Origin of the sequence: Rhizobium sp. 862_C5_N1_2, from assembly GCF_051811205.1 — a bacterium.
GTDB lineage: Bacteria > Pseudomonadota > Alphaproteobacteria > Rhizobiales > Rhizobiaceae > Rhizobium > Rhizobium leguminosarum.
Map to the genome: position 1 here is coordinate 226,801 of NZ_JBPWPT010000001.1, position 21,833 is coordinate 248,633.

Here is a 21,833-nt window from a genome sequence, read left to right on the forward strand (position 1 = left end):
CGCTCTTCTCTTTCCCCGGCGTTTCACTAGTTTCAGGGCGTGGACCAGATCGATTCCGAAGCCCGTGCCCTGCTTCCTGCCGCCTTTACCCGCTGGTTTGCGGAAAAGGGCTGGCGCCCGCGCGCCCATCAGCTGGAACTGCTCGCCCGCGCCGAGGCCGGCGAAAGCACGCTGCTGATTGCGCCGACCGGCGCCGGCAAGACGCTCGCCGGTTTCCTGCCCTCGCTCACCGATCTCACCCGTCGCGGCAAGATCCCGCCCGGCTCCGCCTTCACCGGCATCCATACGCTCTATGTCTCGCCACTGAAGGCGCTTGCCATCGATATCGAGCGCAACCTGATGAAGCCGGTCGAGGAGATGGGCCTGCCGGTCACGATAGAAAACCGCACCGGCGACACGCCGAACGCCAAGCGCCAGCGCCAGAAGCTCAACCCGCCGGATATTCTGCTGACGACGCCCGAACAGGTCGCCCTGCTTCTGGCGAACCGGGAGGCCGAGCGCTTCTTCAAGGACCTGAAATATATCGTCCTCGACGAGCTGCATTCGCTGGTCACCTCCAAGCGCGGCCATATGCTTTCGCTCGGCCTTGCCCGCCTGCGCCGCCTTGCCCCCGGCTTCAAGACCATCGGTCTGTCGGCCACTGTCGCCGAACCCATGGATCTGCAGAAATGGCTGGTCGGACAGGAAGAGGGGAGCGAGCATCATGCAGGCCTCGTCGTCGTCGAAGGCGGCGCCAAGCCCGATATCTCGATCCTGTCGACCGAAGAGCGCATTCCCTGGTCCGGCCATTCCGCCCGATACGCCATTCCCGATGTTTACCGGCAACTGGTTGAACACCGCACGACGCTGCTTTTCGTCAACACCCGCAGCCAGGCCGAAATGCTGTTCCAGGCGCTCTGGACGATCAATGACGACAACCTGCCGATCGCGCTCCACCATGGCTCGCTCGACGTCGCCCAGCGCCGCAAGGTCGAGGCGGCGATGGCCGAAAACCGGCTGCGCGCCGTCGTTGCGACCTCCACCCTCGATCTCGGCATCGACTGGGGCGATGTCGATCTCGTCATTCATGTCGGCGCGCCGAAGGGTGCCTCACGTCTTGCCCAGCGCATCGGTCGTGCCAACCACCGCATGGACGAGCCCTCGAAGGCGATCCTTGTGCCCGCCAACCGCTTCGAGGTCATGGAGTGCCAGGCCGCCCTCGACGCCAATTATATCGGCGCGCAGGATACCCCGCCTGTCGGTCGCGGCGCGCTCGACGTGCTCGCCCAGCATGTGCTCGGCATGGCCTGCGCCGAACCTTTCGACATGCTGGAACTCTACGATGAGGTCACCAGCGCCTCGCCCTATGCCGATCTGAGCTGGGAGACCTTCGAGCGCATCGTCGATTTCGTCGCCACCGGCGGTTATGCGCTCCGCACCTATGAGCGTTACGCCCGTATCCGCAAGACCAAGGAGGGCCGTTGGCGCGTCTCCAATCCTGCAGTCGCCCAGCAATACCGCCTCAACCTCGGCACCATCGTCGAAAGCCCGATGCTGAATATCCGCATGGTCAAGCGCGGCGAGGGCGGCAGGATCGGCCGCGGCGGCGCTACGTTGGGAAAGGTCGAGGAATATTTCCTCGAGCAGATGTCGCCGGGCGATACCTTCGTCTTCTCCGGCGAGGTTCTGCGCTTCGAGGGTATTCGCGAGAACGAATGCCTGGCGTCGCAGGCCTTTTCGCTCGATCCGAAGATCCCCTCCTATAATGGCGGCAAGTTTCCGCTGTCGACCTATCTCGCCGAGCAGGTGCGGGCGATGATCGCCGATCCCGATCGCTGGCGCCACTTGCCGGATCAGGTGCGCGACTGGCTGTCGCTGCAGAACGACAAGTCGATGCTGCCGAAGCGCGACGAGTTCCTGATCGAAACCTTCCCGCGCGGCAGCCGCGGCTATATGGTCGCCTATCCCTTCGAAGGCCGTCTCGCCCACCAGACGCTCGGCATGCTGCTGACCCGCCGGCTGGAGCGGATAGGCGCCAAGCCGCTCGGTTTCGTCGCCACCGATTATTCGCTTGCCATCTGGGGCCTCGAGGATATGGGGCTGATGATCCGCAATGGCCGGCTCAGCCTCTCCGACCTCTTCGACGAAGACATGCTCGGCGACGATCTCGAAGCCTGGCTGGACGAATCCTTCCTGTTGAAGCGCACCTTCCGCAATTGCGCCGTGATTGCCGGCTTGATCGAGCGCCGTCATCCGGGCAAGGAAAAGAGCGGCCGCCAGATCACCGTCTCCGCCGATCTGATCTACGACGTGCTGCGCAGCCACGAGCCGGATCACATCCTCTTGCAGGCGACGCGGCAGGATGCGGCGACGGGACTTTTGGATATTGGCCGTCTTGGCGATATGCTGAGACGAATCAGGGGCCACATCACCCACCGCGCTCTCGACCATATTTCCCCGCTCGCCGTGCCGGTGATGCTGGAAATCGGACGCGAGGCGGTGCCGGGCGAGGCCCATGACGCGCTGCTCGCCGAAGCGGCGGACGATCTGATCGCCGAAGCGCTCGCTTGACGAGAATCGGGCCTGATGAGAATTGGGGCCCGACGATTTAGGCCTGACGACGATTTGGGAATGACGACGATTTGGGAATGACGACCGTGATGAACCGCCTGGCGCTGGCGCGCGACATATCAGGACTGGCCGTCATGCCGGGCATCGAGACATCGGTCCATGGCATTGCCGCTGTCTGCGATCCGCTCGGCGCGCTTTATCTGCCCGATGCCGGCCTGCTCGTCGTCTCCGACCTGCATCTGGAAAAGGGCGCAGCTTTCGCCCGCCGCGGCATGATGCTGCCGCCTTACGATACGCTGGCGACGCTGACCGTCCTTGCCGCCGTCATCTCGCGTTATGATCCGAAGCTCGTCATCTCGCTCGGCGATAATTTCCACGACCGCATCGGCTCGAAGCATTTGCCGGAGAATTTCCGCACGCTGATCGTCAATATGGCCCGCGGCCGCGAATGGATCTGGATCAATGGCAACCATGATCCGGATGGCATCGTCGATCTGCCGGGCACATCCGCTGACGAGATGCATTATGCCGGCCTGACCTTCCGGCACGAGCCGAAGAACGGCTTGCAGAGTGGTGAGATCGCCGGCCACCTGCATCCGTCGGCGACCGTCCGCCGCCGCGAGAAATCCGTCCGCCGCCCCTGCTTTGCCACCGACGGCGCCCGCCTGCTGATGCCGGCCTTCGGCCTCATGAGCGGCGGTCTCGACCTTCGCCACAAGGCGATGCACGGTCTTTTCGACCGGGGGTCGCTGATCGCGCATCTGCTCGGCAAGGACCGGATTTATTCTGTCAGATACGGCAATTTGTGGGGATAGCGCCTGTTATTTGAGGGCAGAGGGGGGCGGACATGGCACGCCCTCAAACTATCCTCAATCGCACTCCTGCAACTGCCGCTGATACGTCCCGGCCATCCGCGCAAACTTCTGCGCCGTCTGCTGCAGCTGCCCGTTCGAGCGCCAGTCGCCGCGTTTGTATCCAGTCGGCCCGGAGTAATAGGCGAGATAGAGATTATAGGCATCGTTCAGCGGAATGCCGGTCTCCACGCTGTTCTGGTAGTGATACCAGCCGATGAAATCGATCGCGTCAGCGAAGTTCGCCCGCCGCGCGGTCCAGTTCCCCGTCTGCGACTGATAGTGATCCCAGGTACCGTCGAGCGCCTGCGAATAGCCGTAGGCCGTCGAAGGCCGGGTCCAGGGAATGAAGCCGAACAGCTTGGTGCGCGGCGGCCGCGCATAGGGCTGGAAGCCGGATTCGGTATACATCGTCGCCATCAGGATCGGTACGGGCACGCCGTATTTCTTCTCCGTCCGCTCGGCGGCACTCTGCCAGCTGGAGAAAAGCCCGTCGCGCTCGTCGAAGACGGCACAGATGTTTCTCGTCTGCTTCGGCGCCGTCGCGCAGCTGGCAAGCAGCGCGAGACCCATGGCCGTCAGAACGATACGAGTACGCATGACAAAACCTCTCGTTTCCGAGAGATTACTAACTCGTAAATGTTAAAAACCGGTTTTTAGTCGAATGCGAACTTCCCAGGCTGCTCTCTTGTGCGACCAGGGATGGATACCCTGGCCTGACCATCGGGACGGATTCGCACATCAAAATCCCTAAGCCTTGACGGGTTCGTAGCGCAGGATTACCGCGCCGCCTTCCGTCGTCGAGGATTCGATGAGCTTCAGCGGCACCAGGCCCTCTGCCTGTTTGAAAAGCGGATTGCCGCCGCCGAGAATGACAGGCACCAGGCAAACCCTGATTTCATCGATAAGCCCTGCTTTCAGCAGGCTGTCGGCAAGCTCGGCGCTGCCGAAGATGAAGATCGTCTTGCCGTCCTCCTGCTTCAGCCTCGTCAGTTCGGGGATCGGATCGCTGACGACACGGGCATTGTTCCAACCGGGCTCGGTCATCGTCCGCGACACGGCGATCTTGGCGATGCCGTTCATATAGGCTTTGATCTCACCTTCGCCCTCGGCGGTCGGCCAGTAGGAGGCCATGCCCTCATAGGTCTTGCGGCCGAATACCAGCAGATCGCCTTCCTTCCCGAACTGTTCGGCAACGCGCTGCAATTCAGGTCCCCAGGCGAGATTGTGGAAGTCGATATCCCACGGCTTCGTGCCTTCGAAATAACCATCGAGCGTCATCAGGTTCCAGACAACAAGCTTTCTCATTTCCATCCTCCTTCTGAATTGCCAACCGAGATAAAACCGATTGCGAATAGCAACTAGTTGAAAACTAGATAGACTGATAGCGAAATGCAAGCGGTTTTTGGAGGCATGGATGAACTGCCGCCAAAACATCCGGGCAAGCAGCTGCCGCCGAGCAGGCTCTTCGTGCCCGGTTGTCTTGCCGAGCCTATTTTCAGGAAGAAATCCGCTTGAGCGCCTTGCGGCGGATCAGTCCTTACGGAAGATCAGGCTGGCACCCCAGCCGGTGATCACGGCGAGCAGCACCGCCGCACAGCCGTAGAGGATCGGCTGATCATGCGCCGCATCGGTGATCGTCTGCTCGATGCCGGTCTTGATGACCCGCAACGGCAGCGATTTCTCGGTCACAAAAATGCCGCTCTTGAACAGATAGGCGCGCACGCTGTGCACCCCGTTCGGAATGTTTGCCGGCAGGCGCAGGCTCGCCTTGAAGAGGTTGGAGGAAACGAACCGCACGCCGCTCGGATTGCGGTCATAGAGCCCGCCGCCCTGCTGCAGTCGCCGGAAGGCCTCGCGGAACTCGCCGAGATTGCTGCCGTCGCCGACGAAGCCGACCGGCGTCAGCGGAATGTGGTCGATGCCGATCCCCTGATCGATCAGGTCAAGCGGCGTCACGATGTCGTCGATCATGCGCGAGCTCGACATCGAATAGGAATGCGGCACCGCTTCGAAGGTCATCGAGCGGGTGTTCACCCAGATGCCGAAGACGCGTTCCTTCTTGCGCACCGTCGCATCCTCGCGCGGGCCTTCCAGCACCACGACCACGTCATATTGGCCGACGGCGAGCAGCAGCTGGTCGGTATTCGAGAGCGCTCCGAAGATGGTCAAATCCGCGCCGTGGAAATCCGAGGTGATGGCGATTTCGCTGGTCGACGTGCCGATTTCCAACCCTTCACGGACCGCCTCCGTTGCCTGCCCCGGCAGCCACTGGGCTCCGGCAGAGGCCGGCAGCAGGCAAAGCAACGCGATGACGAAAACAGCCAAGCGCATCAGTTGCCCGCTCCCATCACCACCGAATAGACGTCGGCCGGCGCCACCACCAGCGCGATTGCAAGACGCAGGCCGACGGCAAGCACCAGCAGGCCGAGCAGGGCGCGCAGCTGCTCGCCGCGCAGCTTCTGGCCGACCCGCACGCCGTATTGCGCGCCGATGACACCGGCCACCATCAGGATGAAGGCAAGCACGATGTCGACGGAAAAGTTCGTCGCCGCCTGCACGATCGTCGTATAGGCGGTGACGAAGATGATCTGGAACAGCGAGGTGCCGACGACGACATTGGTCGGGATGCGCAGCAGGTAGATCATCGCCGGCACCATGATGAAGCCGCCGCCGACACCCATGATCGAGGTGAGGATGCCGATCGCAAAGCCGAGTGCGACGATTGGAATGACGCTGAGATAGATCTTCGATTTCTTGAAACGCACCTTGAGCGGCAGCTTGTGCACCCAATGCTGGTGGCCGGGCTTGCGCGGTGCGGGCGGTTCGTTGCGCGCTGCTCGCCGCATGGCATTGATACTTTCGAGCAGCATCAGTCCGCCGACGGTGCCGAGGAAGACGACATACATCAGCGAGATGATCAGATCGAGCTGGCCGATGGCGCGCAGCAGCGAGAAGATCCAGATGCCGACCGTCGCACCCGTAAGACCGCCGACCAGCAGCACCGTGCCGAGCTTGACGTCGAGCGAGCCACGCCGGAAATGCGTGATCGCGCCCGATATCGACGACGCTACCACCTGGTTGGCGCCGGTCGCGACCGCGACGACGGGCGGGATGTTGTAGAAGATCAACAGCGGGGTGATGAGAAAGCCGCCGCCGACGCCGAACATTCCAGACAGGAATCCGACGGCCGCCCCCATGCCGAGAATGATGAAAATGTTCACCGACAATTCTGCGATGGGCAGATAGATTGTCACAGCCGACCCCGAATGATGACCGCTCCTGCCGGGCGGTTTCTTGTCACGTCCCCGTTCGAATGCGCACCATACTGTGAAATCGTTGCCAGAGGCTTTCGATCGGCCCCGTGATTAGCCATAGAGATTGGCGGAGAGATCGGTGGCAGAGGATTCGCCGGATGCGCGGATCGATATGTCCGGGCATAATCCGGCTTTTTTCAGGTTTTGTGACAGGCGACGGCAAAATTGGAAAAAGCCTTGCGGCCTACCGCATAATTTATCCTTAAATCGATTCCGATTGAAGGATAAATTAAGCAGTAATTCAGCGGGTTACAGCGTCAATTGCGCGTCTGAAAAGACGCGCGGCGCTTTAATGCCGCCAGGCCCGTTTAGATCGCCTTGCTGCCCTGCTTGTTGCGTTCGAGCAGCGCCTTCACGGTCGCGTCGGTCACCTTGCCGTCCGGCTCCTGCCCGACGGACTTCTGGAAGTTTTTGATCGCGGTCACGGTCTTCGCACCCATTTCGCCGTCCGGCACTCCGGCGTCGAAGCCGTTATTGTTGAGGATCGCCTGGATGTTGCGGACTGCCTTCTTCATGTCGACGGTCGCCGTCTTCGCGCCGGTGCCTGCCCATTCGTCGGGGATGTCGATGGCGTTCGTGCGGTGGTCGACCGGCTCCGGCTTCCAGAGATCGGCCTTGGCGCGCGCCCGTTCGAGCTGGTCGGGCTTCATGGCTTTGGCCACTTCGTCGCGCTTCTGCGCCGCATCCTTGTCGCCGGCCTTGGCGGCGATCGCAAACCATTTGTAGGACTCTTCGAGATCCGCCGGAACCCCGTTGCCCCTAGCGCAGAGGATCGCCAGGTTGAACTGGCTGTCGGTGATGCCGAGGTTCGCAGCCTTGGTGAACCACGAAGCGGCCGTTGCATAATCCTGCTGGCCCAGCGCGCCGGAGGCGTAGAGGACGGCGAGATTGTGCATGGCGCTGGCATTGCCCTGGTTGGCCGCCTGCTCGTAGAAGCCCTTTGCCTTGGCGATGTCGCGTTCGACGCCGTTGCCCTTCTCGTACATGCTGCCGAGCCGGTATTGTGCAGGTGCAAAGCCCTTGTCGGCCGCAAGCTGGTACCAGTTCGCCGCCTGCTTCTGATCGACCGTCATGCCGTTGCGGCCGTCGGAATAACGCGCGCCGATTTCGAACAGCGCCAGCGCATCGCCGCCACTCGCCGCATCGGCAAGCGATTTCGGCTGGACGGTGTCGGGAATGGTGATGGCGGCCTGCGGTGCGGGTGCGGGAACGAAGCCCGATGTTTCCTGCGCTGCGCCGGACGGACCGGGAGGGGCAAGGGTCGCAGCCCCTTCGCCGTCAAGCGGCGTCATATCGGTCAGATGGTCACCACCGGCCGGTGGGATTGCTTCCGGCTGCGCCTGTTCGGCGGCGGGCGGAACAGCTTCCGTTGCCGGAGTGGTCGTTCCGAGAGCGGCGGCATCCGGCTGGGCAGGTGTCGCTTCAGGCAAGGCCGCCGCCGGGTTTTCCGCAGCACCGGTCAGTGCCGAGACTTCCGCTGGCGGCTGCGGCGCGCGCTCGCCGCTCGTCAGCGTTCGGGCAAGCGGAAAGGCCATGATGGCGAGCAGCACGGCGCCGACCGCCAGCAGAATCGGCCGCCGGTAGCGCGAAAAGGCGCTGGTCTTGCCTGTCTTGTCAGAAGCCTTGCCGGCCTTGTCGGCGGTCGCGCCTTTCTTCTCGGCCTTGACGGCTGGCTGCTTCGGATTGGCATCCACCTCCATCGCGGCCGCCTGCGCCGCACGGCGCGCAGCAGCGATGTAATCGGCGCGATCGGTTTCGCCGGCAGGTTTGCCGCGTGCCGCACTCTGGCTGGCGCGAACCCGCTCAAGGATCTTCTTCACGTCAGGTGCGCCCGAGCCCGGCTCGAGCAATTCGTTCGACGCATCCGTCGGCACCACGTCGGTGGGATCGATCGACGGCGCGGGGTCGATCATCGGACGTTCGCTCGCCCGGCTCTCGGCTTTCTTGCCGGGCAGCAGCCGCTTGCCGAGGCTGGCGAGCAGGCTGGCCTTCGCCGGGACCTGTGCCCGGGCCGCTGTCGCAGCTTCCGTCGTCCTGGTCGCGGCTTCGATGGCGATCGCGCTCGTTCCGCTCATGGCGGTGGCTTGCGCCGGGGCGGCAGGTTCGGCTGCGACCTCGGCCGTGCGGATAACAGGAGAAGCCTTCGCTGTCGGGGCAGCGGCCGGCGTCCGGGCCATCTCCGCTTCGGCCACCATCAGCGCATAGGGATCGACATCGAAATCGACGTCGGCGACCGGCATCTGGGCGACCGGCCGGCCGCGATCTTCCATGCCGTCGAGGCGATCGGCAATATGCACCAGCGTCTCGTGCAGCGCCGTGAAAGTCTTGTGGGTGCGTTCCTCGCTGTCGCGGCTGATATCCTCGAGGTGGCGAAGATCCTCGGCCAGCGCCGTCAGCGCCGACATGTCGGCGGCGGGCATGACACCCTGCGGACCGCCATGGCGCGAATAGGCTTCGACCACGGCCTCTGCCGCCTGGCGTGCCGCCTCGATGATATATTCATCGCTCGTCGCCATATAGTCTTCGATCGCGCCCATGCGCTGGTCGAGTTCGGGGGGTATTACGGCGCTCTCGCGCGGCGCGCTCATCAGTGCCGAAAGATTGGCGATCTGGTCTTCGAGGTTCTTCAGTGCGCGCGGATCGGTCGGCGCTGCCGATGTGCTTTCCTCCAGCCGGGCGGCGATGTCGCTCAGCCGTCCTTCGAGACGACGGAAAGCGCCGTCGTCGGCCACAGCGGCGGGCGCCGGCGCCTGCTGCTGATGGGCCATCTCGTCGATGCGCCGGGCGAGATGGTCGAGCCGCTGCGCCAGCACATCGTTGACGGCGCCGTTCTCAAGCGCGTCGATCTTGCGGGAAATATCGGAAAGCGGGCCGGTGAGGTCGGGCTGCGGCGCCGTCTCCTGCGTGCGCTCCAACAGATAGGAGAGATGTTCCAGCCGTTCGTCGAGCCGCGACGTCGCTTCCGCCTTGGTCAGCTCCTCGACGCGTCCCGTCAGCGCCTCCAGCCGCATCGCCAGCTCGTCGGCCGGGTTCACGCGGTTGGCTGCGTCATGGCTCATCAGGTCGATCTGATCGGCCAGCGCCGAAAGCCGGCTTTCCAACCGCTGCATCAGGCCCGGATCATTGGTGGCGGCCGTGCGCCCGCTTGCCGCGATCGCCCGGCTGATCTCGTCGAGCCGCATATCCATGGCGGCGAACTGTTCGGACATCACCCGGTCGTGCGGCTGGATCATATTGCCGAAATGCTCCATCGCCGTGGCGATCGAGATCAGCTTGTCTTCCAGCGCCCGAACGGCCGGGCTTTCGCCCATGCCGCCGATATGGCGTTTGATGTCGTCGAGCCGATAGGCGAGCGAAACGAGCTCTTCCTGCAGCCCTTCGGTATCGAGCGCCGCAAGCCGGTTTTCGAAACCGTCCCAGCGGTTTTCCATGTGGCGCAGCGAATCCTCGCGCGCCAGCCCGTCCATCAGCGAGCGCAGCTCTTCGAAATCCTCGCGAAGGCCGGTGGCCTCCGGCGCGGCGGAGCGGCCGGTCAGCTGGGTGATGCTCTGGGCAAGGCGGCCCATATCGGCGCGCATGTCGTCGGCGAAACGGCCGTCTCCGGCATTTGTCTTGATTTCGCGCAGCTCGGCGCGCAGCGCGTTCATCTCGCGGGTGACGCCCTCGGAAATGTCGCGCTTCAGGTCCTGGCGCAGGTTGACGAGCGCCTGGGCGATCTCCGTCATCGTGTCGTCGCCGGCGCGAAAGACGGGCGCCGGCACCGGGGCGGCGGCGCGGGGCGTGGGTTCACGAAGCTGCGGGGCCTGTTCGCGTGCGTAGGGCCGTTCGCGGCTGGCTTCGAGCGTGCGCTGGCGTTGACGGATTTCGGCGAGCGGATCCGGCCGCGGCTCTGACGGGGCCTTTGCGGGCCGGGGAGCATGGGATCCGGCATATGGGTCGCGCTCGGCCGTTGCCGTGCGCGGCCGCTGCTCGCGCCCGCTGCCCATCAGCCCTTCGATGCGCGCCTCCAGCCCTTCGATCGTGCGGTTCAGCGCATCGAGCGAGGTCCTGTCGGACTGTCGGGAAGGATTTGATCGCGATCCGTTCATCTTCTTGCTCGCTTCGACTGCTCGACCTCTCGTCAGAGCTCGATCTTTGGCTTTTCCGTCTGCTGCCCGCGTCTTTACGCGGACCGGAGCGCATCATTCATAAGACGATAGTCAATTAGACTTTCCTCAAGCTGAACGATTTAGCGGCATCTCTTAGGAACGCGAGACTGGGGAAAGGAATGCGGATCGCTACTGCTCAATCCGCACCTTTCACGAAACGTGGTAAACAAGCCGTTAATGTCGATGGGAATTTTTTAACGTTTGTGTTCCAAACGCCGTTTTTGGCGGCAATTGCCCCCGAACGCGTCACATCGAATGGCGACGGCGCGCTCAGGCGGGCCGGGGATATTGCAGCTCGATCTTCACGCCTTCGGGCCCGTAAACAAAGACCTGGCCGAGATCGGTGTCGGGAATATCGTAATATTCATAGCGATAGCCGCCCGCCTTGATGCGCTCCAGCGCCGGCCCGAATTCGTAAAGGCTGAAGGCGACATGGTTGAAGATGCCGGGTGGAAAATCGGTGGCGCGCGATGTCAGGCTGAGATGGATGACCGGGCGGTCGTCCAGATAGAGCCAATGGCCGGGCGAGGGAAAGGGCGGCCGATAGCCTTCCCTGACGCCGAGCACGGCTTCCAGGAAGCCGATCATCCCAGGCGCATCGCGGGTCTCGATGGTGACATGGTCGAGGCGCGGCATTGGTATCCTCCCAGCCAGCGTTGACGGCAAAGTCTAGCCTGTTTGAAACCGCCGCGAAAGTTGCCTTGTTCGCCGTTAGCAGGGGCTCAGAAGCTCTCCGTCCAGGGCCGGACTTCCACCTCCAGCGACCACGCACTGCGGTGCTGGCGGAGCACGTCGATATAGGTCTGGGCGATCGCCTCCGGCAGCAGCGTGCCATCCGGCTTCTCCACCCGGTCCGGCCGGATCTGCGAGCGCACGGCGCCGTCGATGACGAAATGGGCAACATGGATACCCATCGGCCCGAGTTCGCGGGCGGCACTCTGGGCAAGGCCGCGCAGCGCGAACTTGCCCATGGCGAAGGGGGCCGATTGCGCAAAGCCCTTCACGCTTGCCGACGCGCCGGTGATCAGGATGGCGCCGCGGCCGCGCGGGATCATTCGCCGCGCTGCCTGCTGCACCACCAGGAAACCGCCGAAAGCGGTGGTCGCAATCGCCTTTTCCACCTCGGCGGGATCGAGTTCGGCGAGCGGGCCGCGCAGGCGGGCGCTGGCATTGAAGATCACCACGTCGGGCCCGCCGATCGCGCCAGCAGCCTCGTCGAACAGCGCCGCGACGCTCTCCGGCTGCGAGACGTCTGTTGTAAAGGCGCTGGCGTCGGTCTCCTCGATGAGCCCTTGCAGTTTCTCGATATTGCGGGCGGCGAGCCCGACCTTGACGCCCTGCGCCGACAATTGCCGGGCAAGCGATGCGCTGATGCCGGAGCCGGCGCCGACGATGAGTGCGCTCTCATAGGGAAAGTCGATCATGATATCTTCCTCGATGGATCGTCCGAAAGACGTAGGAAGCCTGAGCGGCTGGCGCTACAGCCCGATTGAAATTTCAGTCGCCGAATCGATTGAATAGGAACTGATGCGCGTGCGAGGGATCAAGGAAAGACCTGTCTCTCCTGCCGAGTCGTTGAAGGCGTCACAGTCCCTCGCGCAGAGGCGCTATCACGGCTTGTCGATCAAAAGAGGAGCTGCCAACGGCTTTGGTTTGTTGCCCTTGTAAAACATCCGTCGTGTCGCCGAACAGTAGCTCTTCGGGTCGTTTTGGGCTTCTTTCTCAAGCCGGGACATTTCTGATCGGAAATAGGGATCGAGTGGCGGATAGATACCGGTTCCGTACTGATACCCGGCGACGAAATCGGCATTTAGTTCGAGCTTCCCACAATACATAACCGCAACGGCCGCCCCGGCTGCAAAGGTCAGAAACTGCTCTTTCGACAATTTGGGATGGAGCGCCGGTTCCTCCGCAAATGCCGCTGAACAAGTGATCAGCAATCCTATTGTGGCACCAATTATCTGTTTCAAATGATTTCCCGAACGAGCTATTTCATACATTCCGGTATAGCAGCCGGCCACTGAACCATCGCAACCAACTTATCGCGATGGTTAAGACAGCACTACTGACCTACTGCGCTGCAACGGTTTGTTCTCGCCGGCCCTCCGTTCGCGCGGTTACAAACGCTACCGCTTTGACTCCTTTCCGCGGTGGACAAGGAAGATGAGATGGCGTCTCCTCCCAGGGCCGCATGCCCGCGGATTCGTGCTCTCGAATTTTTTCAAGAAAAGACTTCACAACTGCAGAATTTGACGTTTACGCAAACGTCAATATTTTGTAAGACAGTGCCCAAGGCCGGCGCGAGCCGGTCAGCCGAATGGGAGGAATTCGAGAGATGCCAGTCTACAAGGCCCCGGTGAACGATACGCTCTTCGTCCTGAACGACGTGCTGGGCCTCGAACGCTACAACAATCTGCCCGGTTTTGCCGACGCGACCCCCGATATGATCGAAGCGATCCTCGGCGAGGCCGGACGGGTTGCCGAGGAAGTTCTCTTTCCGCTGAACTATTCCGGCGATCAGGAAGGCTGCACGCGCCACGATGATGCCAGCGTCTCGACGCCGAAGGGCTTCAAGGAGGCTTACAAGGCCTATCGCGACGGCGGCTGGATCGGTCTTGCGGTGCCGGAGGAATTCGGCGGGCAGGGGCTTCCCTACACGCTGCATACCGCCGTCGGCGAATATACCTCGGCCGCCAACATGTCGCTGATGATGTATCCCGGCCTGACCCAGGGCGCGATCGCCGCGCTGCTCGTCCACGGCTCCGACGAGCAGAAGGCCACCTATCTGCCGAGGATGGTGGATGGCACGTGGTCCGGCACCATGAACCTCACCGAGCCGCATTGCGGCACCGATCTCGGCATGCTGCGCACCAAGGCAGTGCCGCAGGCTGACGGCAGCTACAAAATATCAGGCCAGAAGATCTTCATCTCCGCCGGCGAGCATGACCTGACCGACAATGTCATCCATCTGGTGCTCGCCCGCATCGAGGGTGCGCCTGAGGGCACCAAGGGCATCTCGCTCTTCATCGTTCCGAAATTCCTCGTCGGCGACGACGGCGCGCCGGGCGCCCGCAACGCTGTCTCTTGCGGCGCGATCGAGCACAAGATGGGCATCCACGCCAACGCCACCTGCGTCATGAATTACGACGAGGCAAAGGGTTTCCTGATTGGCGCCGAAAACCGTGGCCTCAACGCCATGTTTGTGATGATGAATGAGGCTCGCCTGATGGTTGGCCTGCAGGGCATCGCCATTTCCGAGATCGCCTATCAGAACGCCGCCAGCTACGCCCGTGATCGCATCCAGGGCCGCTCGCTGTCCGGCCCCAAGGCGCCGGACAAGAAGGCCGATCCGATCATCGTCCATCCGGATATTCGCCGCACGCTGATGACCATCCGCGCCTTCAACGAGGCCGGCCGCGCCTTCCTGCTCTGGACCGCGCTCAAATCTGATATCGCCCACCGCGCCACCGACGAGAAGGAGCGCCAGACGGCCGACGATATTCTCGGCCTCGTCACCCCGATCCTCAAGGGCGTGATGACCGACAAGGGCTTCGATCATGCCGTCATGGCCCAACAGGTCTTCGGCGGCCACGGCTATATCGAAGAACACGGCATGAGCCAGTATGTGCGCGATGCCCGCATCGCCATGATCTATGAAGGCGCCAACGGCATTCAGGCGCTCGATCTCGTCGGCCGCAAGCTGGCCCTGAACGGCGGCCGCGCCGCCATGGCCCTGTTCAAGGAGATCGGCGATTTCTGCGAGGAGAACCGCAACAATGAAAAGCTCTCCTTCTTCACCAAGCATCTGAAGAAGGGCTTGAACGACGTCCAGGGCGCGACCATGTGGTTCATGCAGAACGCCATGGCCAAGCCCGACAATGCCGGCGCCGGCTCGACCGACTACATGCACCTCTTCGGCCTCGTCATTCTCGGCTATATGTGGGCGAAGATGGCGAAAGCCGCCGAAGATGGCCTTGCATCAGGCGATGCCGCCCGCGAGGATTACCTGAAGAACAAGCTGATCACCGCCCGCTTCTTCATGGAACGTCTGATGCCGGAAACCGCGCTTCGCAAGGCACGCATCGAGGCCGGCGCCGACACGATGATGGAACTGGCCGCCGAAGCGTTTTGATTGTGTCCCTCTTCTCCCCAGCGGGGGTCCGAAGGACGGGTCGAGACCGGTGGCTCGACCCAGGCAGAGGTGGCCTGTTGGGCGAAAGAGGGAAGAACGAAATTCACCGGCGCCGCCGCGCCGTCAGGGAGATGAGACAATGACCGAGGTTTTCATTTACGACCACGTGCGTACGCCGCGCGGCCGCGGCAAGAAGGACGGCGCCCTTCATGAGGTGCCCTCCGTCCGCCTCGCGGCAAAGACGCTGGAGGCAATCCGCGATCGCAACGGGCTGAATACGGAAACGGTCGACGACATCATCATGGGCTGCGTCGATCCGGTGATGGATGCCGGTGCCGTCATCCCCAAGGCCGCCGCCTTCGAAGCCGGTTACTCCACGAAGGCGCCCGGCATGCAGATCTCCCGCTTCTGCGCCTCCGGCCTCGATGCCGTTAATTTCGGTGCGGGCAAGATCGCCCAAGGGGCCGACGACATCGTCATCGCGGGCGGCGTCGAAAGCATGTCCCGCGTCGGCCTCGGCATGTCCGGCGGCGCCTGGTTCATGGATCCTTCCGTGAATTTCCCGGCCTATTTCATGCCGCAGGGCGTCTCGGCCGATCTGATCGCCACCAAATACGGCTTCAGCAGAACCGATGTTGACGCTTACGCGGTCGAAAGCCAGAAGCGTGCCGCCCATGCCTGGGAAAAGGGCTGGTTCGACAAGTCGGTCATCTCGGTCAAGGATCAGAACGGCCTGACGATCCTGGCAAAGGACGAACACATGCGCCCCGGCACGGATATGCAGGCGCTCGCCTCCCTCAATCCGTCCTTCCAGATGCCCGGCGAGATGGGCGGCTTCGAGGCCGTCGGCATCCAGGCCCATCCGGAGATCGAACGCATCAACTATGTCCACCATGCCGGCAATTCCTCCGGCATCGTCGATGGCGCCAGCGTCGTCCTGCTCGGCTCCAAAGCCGGCGGTGAGAGCATGGGCATAAAGCCGCGCGCCCGCATCAAGGCTTTCGCCAATATCGGCTCGGATCCGGCCCTGATGCTGACCGGGCCTGTCGACGTCACCGAGAAACTGTTGAAACGATCAGGCATGAACCTTGCCGACATCGACCTCTTCGAACTCAACGAGGCTTTCGCTGCCGTGGTGCTGCGCTACATGCAGGCCTTCGACATCGATCACAACAGGATCAACGTCAATGGCGGCGCCATCGCCATGGGCCATCCGCTCGGCGCCACCGGCGCGATGATCCTCGGCACGGTGCTGGACGAACTTGAGCGCCGCGACCTCAACACCGCGCTGGTGACGCTCTGCATCGGCGCCGGCATGGGCACGGCAACGGTTATCGAAAGGGTCTGACGATGGGCTTCAACACCGGCACGATCGAAACCGAATATGCCGAGGTCACCGAGCACTGGTCGCCCCGCGTCATCGCCGATCTCAACGGCCAGAGCGTCAAGCTCGCCAAGGTCCAGGGCCAGCTGACCTGGCATTCGCACCGCGACGAAGACGAGCTTTTTCTGATCTGGAAGGGGTCGCTTACCATCGAATATCGCGACCGCCCGCATGTGCATCTGAGCGCCGGTGATTTCCATGTCGTGCCGAGAGGTGTCGAGCATAATCCGGTTGCCGAGGAGGAATGCTGGATCGTGCTTTTCGAGCCGTCGCAGACCAAGCATACCGGCGATGTCGTCACCGAAAAGACGAAGACCTTAGACGCGCAGCGCAGCCATTTGCCGGCCTGATCGGGGAGGAAACCCAATGACCTACACCAATTTCACGCTCGAAACCGACGCCGACGGCATCGCTCTCGTCACCTGGGACATGCCCGGTAAATCGATGAACGTCTTCACCGCGGAGGTGATGGCAGAACTGGACGCCATCATCGACGCCACGACCGCCGATGCCGCCGTCAAGGGTGTCGTCTTCACCTCCGGCAAGTCCTCCTTCTCCGGCGGCGCCGATCTGTCGATGATCAAGTCGATGTTCAGTTCCTACCAGGAGGAGAAGGCAAAGAGTCCAGAGACGGCGGTGCAGAACCTCTTCGGTCTGGTCGGCCGCATGAGCGGCCTGTTCCGCAAACTCGAAACATCGGGCAAGCCCTGGGTGTCCGCCATCAACGGCACCTGCATGGGCGGCGCCTTCGAACTGTCGCTCGCCTGCCACGGCCGCGTCGCCTCCAATGCCAAGAGCGTCAAGATCGCGCTGCCTGAGGTGAAGGTCGGCATCTTCCCCGGCGCTGGCGGCACGCAGCGTGTGCCGCGGTTGGCGAACGCCCAGGATGCGCTGCAGATGATGACGACGGGCCAGTCGCTGACCGGCTCCCGCGCCAAGGCGATGAACCTGGTGCATCAGGTGGTCGAACCGGATCAGCTCATCCCGGCCGCCAAGCAGATGATCAAGGATGGCCTGAAGCCGGTCGCCCCCTGGGACGAGAAGGGCTTCAAGGTACCGGGCGGCGGCATCTGGACGCCGGCTTCCGCCCAGCTCTGGCCGGCGGCGCCTGCGATCCTGCGCAGGGAAACATCGGGCAATTATCCGGCAGCGCTTGCCATCCTGAAATGCGTCTACGAAGGCCTGCAGGTGCCGTTCGACACCGGTCTGAAGATCGAGCAGCGTTATTTCACCGAGGTGCTGCAGACCCGTGAAGCCTTCTCGATGATCCGTTCGCTGTTCATCTCCATGCAGGAGCTCGGCAAGGGCGCCCGCCGCCCGGCCGGTCACCCCAAGACCGAGCTGAAACATATCGGCGTCGTCGGCGCCGGCTTCATGGGTGCCTCGATCGCTTATGTCACCGCCGCCGCCGGCATTTCCGTGACGTTGATCGACCGCGACATCGAAGCGGCGACCAAGGGCAAGACCGTCTCGGAAGGTCTGGTCAAGGATTCAGTCGGTAAGGGGCGTCTTACGCAGGATGAAGCAGCCGCACTGCTCTCCCGCATCACGCCGTCGGCCGACTATGCCGACCTCGCCAACGCCGATCTCGTCATCGAGGCGGTGTTCGAGGACCGGGAGGTGAAGAAATCGGTCATCGAGGCGGTCGAAGCCGTGCTGCCCGATGGCGCGATCTTTGCCTCCAATACCTCGACTCTGCCGATATCGGGTCTCGCCAAGAATTCGAAACGCCCGGCCGATTTCATCGGCATCCACTTCTTCTCGCCTGTCGAGAAGATGATGCTGACTGAGGTCATCTTGGGAAGCGACACCGGCGACAGGGCGCTGGCCGTCGCTCTTGATTATGTCGCAGCCATCAAGAAGACGCCGATCGTCGTCAACGACACCCGCGGCTTCTTCGTCAATCGCTGCGTGCTGCGCTACATGTCGGAAAGCTACGACATGTTGATCGAGGGCGTGCCGCCTGTCATGATCGAGAATGCCGCCAAGATGGCCGGCATGCCGGTTGGCCCCCTGGCGCTCAACGACGAGGTCGCCATCGACCTCTCGCTGAAAATCCTCAAAGCGACGGTCTCCGATCTCGGCGAAAAAGCCATCGACCCCAGGCATATGGAGCTCATCTCCCGCATGGTGGAAAAGGAAGGTCGCTTCGGCCGCAAGAATTCCAAGGGCTTCTACGACTATCCACCGAAACCGGCGAAGAAGTCCCTCTGGCCCGACCTCAAGACCTTCTACCCGCAGAAGCAGGCGGACGAGGTTGACGTCAACGTCCTGAAGCAACGCTTCCTCGTGACCATCGCGCTGGAAGCCGCCCGCACCGTGGAGGAAGGCATCGTCACCGATCCGCGCGAAGCGGATGTCGGGTCGATCCTGGGCTTTGGCTTCGCGCCCTACACCGGCGGAGCGCTGAGCTATATCGACGGGATGGGCGCGAAGGCTTTCGTGGAACTGGCTAAGAAGTTAGCAAGTACTTACGGAAGTCACTTCAAGCCGACGCCGCTGCTGAAGGACATGGCCGCCAAGGGCGAGACCTTTTACGGTCGGTTCGACCCCTATGCAAAGGTGGGGAAGGCGGCTTAGGCCGCCTTTTAAGCTGTGCCGCTCTTGCCGGGTTTCAAATGTTGAATGGGGCAGGGGGTGACGGCAATCCGTAATCGCCAAGCAACACACGCCTCGCTGTCACCCGGATCGGACCGCCCATGCAACCATCCACCGACATCCTCGCCTTCGCCGATCCATTGGAGTGGGAATATTGGCTCTGCGTGCATCACGCAGCATCGACCGGCGCCTGGCTGAAGATTGGTAAGAAAAATCCGAAACGAACTCTCATCAGCATCGATGAGGCGCTGGATGCGGCGCTCTGTTACGGCTGGATTGACAGCCAGCGCAAGGGGTTTGACGCGAACTCCTACCTGCAGCGTTATTCGCCCCGGCGCGCCAAAAGTCCGTGGTCCAAGCTCAATGTCGATCGGGTCACAGCACTCGCAGAAACCGGGCGCATGCGGCCCGCGGGGCTTGCCGAAGTCGCTGCCGCCAAAGCCGACGGACGCTGGGCTGTCGCCTACGCTCCACAACGCGATACCGGCCTACCGGACGATCTGGCGGCGGCGCTCGCTGAGAACGCTGCCGCTGGCGCTGCCTTTGCTCGGCTCGACAAGACCGGCCAATATGCAATCGTCCTGCCACTCCTGAAGGCAACGAGCCCGGAAGTGCGGGTCGCCCGCCTCGGCAAGGCGATCACCAGGTTGGCGCAGGCCGAATAGACGGTATTTCAGTTTCTGCAAAAAAAATCGCCCCCGGTTTTCCGCGCCACGCGGCAGGGAAAGACCTGTCCGCGGTGTCTGAAACGTCACCGATTTCCCTTGGTGCGGCCTTGTCACGGACACAATTTCCGATTACATATCCGCGCATCGATCTTGCTAGATGAACTTTGAAACGGCCTCGCGTCGTTCCTGGCGAACTTCCTCCAAAATCGGTTTTCATCGCCGCTCGGCATTTGTTCGAGCTGCATTCTTCTATGAACGATTCGAAAAGGATATCGTCATGAGCACAGGTACCGTAAAGTGGTTCAACGCAACCAAGGGCTTCGGCTTCATTCAGCCGGATGACGGCGCAGCCGACGTTTTCGTCCACATCTCCGCCGTTGAACGCGCTGGCATGCGCGATCTCAAGGATGGCCAGAAGCTGTCTTACGAGCTCGTCCGCGACAACAAGTCCGGCAAGATGTCGGCAGACCGCCTCCAGGCGGCCTGAGCCTTCAAGGCTTTGAATATCATCTCCGGATCGTGACCACGGATGTACTGGCACGGTTCGTTGAGATAGCAGGGAAGGTCGGGTTAACCCGGCCTTTTTTTGTGTCTGGCAGGCGGATGCCGTGCCTTATCCGCTCGGTTTCCCAAGACATGCCGGTGAGTTATTCAGCCGCGGGACGCCTCATCCGCCTCCAGCATCTCCATGACTCGGGCCATCACCGCCCGCGCCGCATCGAGTTCGGCTGACGTGAAGGCGCCGCCCAGCCTGTCGGCCCATCCGGCTTGCGCGATCTCGATGACGCCGAGCCGCGCCGCCCCTTCTTCCGTCAGCCGCACCAGTTTGGCGCGCTGGTGCTGCGGATTGTCGGCATAGGCGATCAGCCCTTCACCCTCCAGTACATCGGCGAGCCGCTGCACGCCCTGGCGGGCGACGCCGAGCGCACGGGCGATCTGCGCCACCGACATGTTGCCGCGCCGCGCCGCGGCCAGCACCTGCCAGCGCGCGCTGGTTTGCCCTGCCGGCTTTGCCAAATGGTCGCCCGCCGCCGTCAGATGGCCGGCGAGGCGAAGGGCGGTGATCGCAAAAGCGGAAAAGGCATCCCCCTCCATCGTCCGCTCCGGTCGATTTTGTTTGACAACATGTTGTCTATTTTGTATCTCATCCATAATGACAATATATTGTCATATTCGGAGACTGAAGACAACGCCGAAGGAGGAGAGCGCCGTGAAGAAAACCTACAGAGGAAGCTGCCATTGCGGCAAAGTGCACTACGAGGTGGACATGGACCTCGACGAGGGCACCGGCCGCTGCAATTGTTCGATCTGCGCCAAGCGGCGCTATTGGGGCGCCAACGTCAAGCCGGAGGATTTCCGGCTGATGTGCGACCAGGCGGAAACGGCCGACTATCAGTTCAACACCAGGAGCGGCCATCATCGCTTCTGCCGCACCTGCGGTGTATCAGCCTATGGCGACGGTTATGTCGAAGCGATTGGTGGCGCCTATGTCTCGATCAACATCGCCTGCCTTGACGATATCACCCCTGAGGAACTGGCAGCACTGCCTGTCCGTTACTCCGACGGCAGGCACGATGCCTGGTGGAACGAACCGGCGGTGACGAGTTATCTTTGAGGCAATTCCAGCAAAGCTGCGCAGCAGTCTTGCTGGAATTGCGCAAACGGAAATGCATCCCTGTCGGATCGTCCTCCTCCCCTTCGTCCTCTGTCCATAACGGAGAAGGAGAACGACCGTGAAAGATGAAGCGAATGCCAGGATCGAGGAAGAGGCAATCATCGCCATGCTGATGATGCGGGCAAAGGCGCTGGGTGAGAAGAACGCCAGCGACGCGCTTTCCTATGAGGCCGAGGATTCCGTCGAATTTTCGCTGGCGCCGCCGCTCGTCTATTACGGCCAGGACGAGGCGGGTCTGCAAGCCTGGTTCGATACGTGGGAAGGCCCGATCGGCGGCGAGGTGCGCGATGCCAGACTGACGGCCGGAGAGGATGTCGCTTTCTGGAGCGGCCTCATGCGCATGACCGGGACCAAGACCGATGGCACCGAGGTCGATCTCTGGTTCCGCCAGACCCTCGGTCTCGTCAAGCAGGACGGCCGCTGGTTGGTTGCCCACCAGCACGCCTCGGTGCCCTTCGCCATGGATGGCAGCGGCCGGGCGCTGCTTGATCTGAAGCCGTGAACTGCGTC

The 21,833-nt window shown here is 62.4% G+C and carries 19 protein-coding genes; 10 read left to right on the forward strand and 9 right to left on the reverse strand.

The genetic code is table 11. The features are described from left to right. Positions 1-39: 39 nt before the first annotated feature. On the forward strand, positions 40-2,550 hold the full coding sequence (locus ACD590_RS01180) for a ligase-associated DNA damage response DEXH box helicase (protein ID WP_439001994.1): 2,511 nt from the start codon (positions 40-42) through the stop codon (positions 2,548-2,550). 89 nt (positions 2,551-2,639) lie between these two features. Beyond that, positions 2,640-3,365 (forward strand): ligase-associated DNA damage response endonuclease PdeM, encoded by a 726-nt coding sequence (pdeM, locus tag ACD590_RS01185; RefSeq protein ID WP_032981568.1) that lies wholly within the window; start codon positions 2,640-2,642, stop codon positions 3,363-3,365. Positions 3,366-3,419: 54 nt separating this feature from the next. Here pdeM and ACD590_RS01190 read toward each other — a convergent pair whose 3' ends face one another. The 8 genes from ACD590_RS01190 to ACD590_RS01225 form a co-directional block, all read right to left on the reverse strand. Continuing rightward, positions 3,420-4,001: a transglycosylase SLT domain-containing protein gene (locus ACD590_RS01190; RefSeq protein ID WP_018244674.1), complete on the reverse strand. Its 582-nt coding sequence runs from the start codon at positions 3,999-4,001 to the stop codon at positions 3,420-3,422. Between the two features lie 150 nt (positions 4,002-4,151). Then, positions 4,152-4,709, reverse strand: coding sequence for a dihydrofolate reductase family protein (locus ACD590_RS01195; RefSeq protein ID WP_439001995.1), 558 nt, complete (start codon positions 4,707-4,709; stop codon positions 4,152-4,154). Positions 4,710-4,934: 225 nt separating this feature from the next. Beyond that, complete coding sequence (locus ACD590_RS01200; protein WP_018244677.1) at positions 4,935-5,735, reverse strand: TIGR02186 family protein; 801 nt, start codon at positions 5,733-5,735, stop codon at positions 4,935-4,937. Further along, positions 5,735-6,658, reverse strand: a complete 924-nt coding sequence (locus ACD590_RS01205; RefSeq protein WP_017966911.1) for a sulfite exporter TauE/SafE family protein — start codon at positions 6,656-6,658, stop codon at positions 5,735-5,737. The genes ACD590_RS01200 and ACD590_RS01205 overlap by 1 nt, the downstream gene beginning before the upstream one ends. 368 nt (positions 6,659-7,026) lie before the next feature. Further along, positions 7,027-10,806 (reverse strand): peptidoglycan-binding protein, encoded by a 3,780-nt coding sequence (locus ACD590_RS01210; protein ID WP_439001996.1) that lies wholly within the window; start codon positions 10,804-10,806, stop codon positions 7,027-7,029. A gap of 330 nt (positions 10,807-11,136) precedes the next feature. Continuing rightward, positions 11,137-11,502, reverse strand: coding sequence for a VOC family protein (locus ACD590_RS01215; protein ID WP_018244679.1), 366 nt, complete (start codon positions 11,500-11,502; stop codon positions 11,137-11,139). An 86-nt stretch (positions 11,503-11,588) separates the two neighbouring features. Continuing rightward, positions 11,589-12,290 carry an SDR family NAD(P)-dependent oxidoreductase gene (locus tag ACD590_RS01220; protein WP_018244680.1) on the reverse strand — a complete coding sequence of 234 codons (702 nt, stop codon included), beginning with the start codon at positions 12,288-12,290 and terminating at the stop codon, positions 11,589-11,591. Between the two features lie 186 nt (positions 12,291-12,476). Beyond that, positions 12,477-12,836: a hypothetical protein gene (locus tag ACD590_RS01225; protein WP_018244682.1), complete on the reverse strand. Its 360-nt coding sequence runs from the start codon at positions 12,834-12,836 to the stop codon at positions 12,477-12,479. 365 nt (positions 12,837-13,201) lie between these two features. Here ACD590_RS01225 and ACD590_RS01230 point away from each other — a divergent pair, with 365 nt between their 5' ends. From ACD590_RS01230 to ACD590_RS01255, 6 genes are all read left to right on the forward strand, one after another. Then, on the forward strand, positions 13,202-14,998 hold the full coding sequence (locus tag ACD590_RS01230; protein ID WP_018244683.1) for an acyl-CoA dehydrogenase C-terminal domain-containing protein: 1,797 nt from the start codon (positions 13,202-13,204) through the stop codon (positions 14,996-14,998). A gap of 139 nt (positions 14,999-15,137) precedes the next feature. Continuing rightward, positions 15,138-16,346: an acetyl-CoA C-acetyltransferase gene (locus tag ACD590_RS01235; protein WP_018244684.1), complete on the forward strand. Its 1,209-nt coding sequence runs from the start codon at positions 15,138-15,140 to the stop codon at positions 16,344-16,346. A 2-nt stretch (positions 16,347-16,348) separates the two neighbouring features. Then, a complete protein-coding gene (locus ACD590_RS01240; RefSeq protein ID WP_017990215.1) occupies positions 16,349-16,732 on the forward strand; it encodes a cupin domain-containing protein in 384 nt (127 codons plus the stop codon). Positions 16,733-16,748: 16 nt separating this feature from the next. Next, complete coding sequence (locus tag ACD590_RS01245) at positions 16,749-18,962, forward strand: FAD-dependent oxidoreductase (RefSeq protein WP_439001997.1); 2,214 nt, start codon at positions 16,749-16,751, stop codon at positions 18,960-18,962. A 119-nt stretch (positions 18,963-19,081) separates the two neighbouring features. Then, entirely contained in the window at positions 19,082-19,645 is a 564-nt protein-coding gene (locus ACD590_RS01250; RefSeq protein WP_018244686.1) for a YdeI/OmpD-associated family protein, read from the forward strand. A 280-nt stretch (positions 19,646-19,925) separates the two neighbouring features. Continuing rightward, positions 19,926-20,135: a cold-shock protein gene (locus ACD590_RS01255; protein WP_003545273.1), complete on the forward strand. Its 210-nt coding sequence runs from the start codon at positions 19,926-19,928 to the stop codon at positions 20,133-20,135. Positions 20,136-20,299: 164 nt separating this feature from the next. On the opposite strand, the gene ACD590_RS01260 is transcribed toward ACD590_RS01255, so the two are convergent. Continuing rightward, positions 20,300-20,800: a MarR family winged helix-turn-helix transcriptional regulator gene (locus tag ACD590_RS01260; protein WP_018244688.1), complete on the reverse strand. Its 501-nt coding sequence runs from the start codon at positions 20,798-20,800 to the stop codon at positions 20,300-20,302. A gap of 58 nt (positions 20,801-20,858) precedes the next feature. Here ACD590_RS01260 and ACD590_RS01265 point away from each other — a divergent pair, with 58 nt between their 5' ends. Then, complete coding sequence (locus tag ACD590_RS01265) at positions 20,859-21,263, forward strand: GFA family protein (protein ID WP_439001998.1); 405 nt, start codon at positions 20,859-20,861, stop codon at positions 21,261-21,263. 118 nt (positions 21,264-21,381) lie between these two features. Continuing rightward, a complete protein-coding gene (locus ACD590_RS01270) occupies positions 21,382-21,825 on the forward strand; it encodes a YybH family protein (protein ID WP_130651692.1) in 444 nt (147 codons plus the stop codon). Positions 21,826-21,833: the final 8 nt, after the last annotated feature.

Bases quoted from the DNA above. Each gene is read 5' to 3' on its own strand.
- pdeM (WP_032981568.1), top strand. From the start codon at position 2,640: ATGAACCGCCTGGCGCTGGCGCGCGACATATCAGGACTGGCCGTCATG.
- ACD590_RS01190 (WP_018244674.1), bottom strand. From the start codon at position 4,001: ATGCGTACTCGTATCGTTCTGACGGCCATGGGTCTCGCGCTGCTTGCC.
- ACD590_RS01195 (WP_439001995.1), bottom strand. From the start codon at position 4,709: ATGAGAAAGCTTGTTGTCTGGAACCTGATGACGCTCGATGGTTATTTC.
- ACD590_RS01200 (WP_018244677.1), bottom strand. From the start codon at position 5,735: ATGCGCTTGGCTGTTTTCGTCATCGCGTTGCTTTGCCTGCTGCCGGCC.
- ACD590_RS01210 (WP_439001996.1), bottom strand. From the start codon at position 10,806: ATGAACGGATCGCGATCAAATCCTTCCCGACAGTCCGACAGGACCTCG.
- ACD590_RS01215 (WP_018244679.1), bottom strand. From the start codon at position 11,502: ATGCCGCGCCTCGACCATGTCACCATCGAGACCCGCGATGCGCCTGGG.
- ACD590_RS01220 (WP_018244680.1), bottom strand. From the start codon at position 12,290: ATGATCGACTTTCCCTATGAGAGCGCACTCATCGTCGGCGCCGGCTCC.
- ACD590_RS01230 (WP_018244683.1), top strand. From the start codon at position 13,202: ATGCCAGTCTACAAGGCCCCGGTGAACGATACGCTCTTCGTCCTGAAC.
- ACD590_RS01235 (WP_018244684.1), top strand. From the start codon at position 15,138: ATGACCGAGGTTTTCATTTACGACCACGTGCGTACGCCGCGCGGCCGC.
- ACD590_RS01240 (WP_017990215.1), top strand. From the start codon at position 16,349: ATGGGCTTCAACACCGGCACGATCGAAACCGAATATGCCGAGGTCACC.
- ACD590_RS01245 (WP_439001997.1), top strand. From the start codon at position 16,749: ATGACCTACACCAATTTCACGCTCGAAACCGACGCCGACGGCATCGCT.
- ACD590_RS01250 (WP_018244686.1), top strand. From the start codon at position 19,082: ATGCAACCATCCACCGACATCCTCGCCTTCGCCGATCCATTGGAGTGG.
- ACD590_RS01255 (WP_003545273.1), top strand. From the start codon at position 19,926: ATGAGCACAGGTACCGTAAAGTGGTTCAACGCAACCAAGGGCTTCGGC.
- ACD590_RS01260 (WP_018244688.1), bottom strand. From the start codon at position 20,800: ATGGATGAGATACAAAATAGACAACATGTTGTCAAACAAAATCGACCG.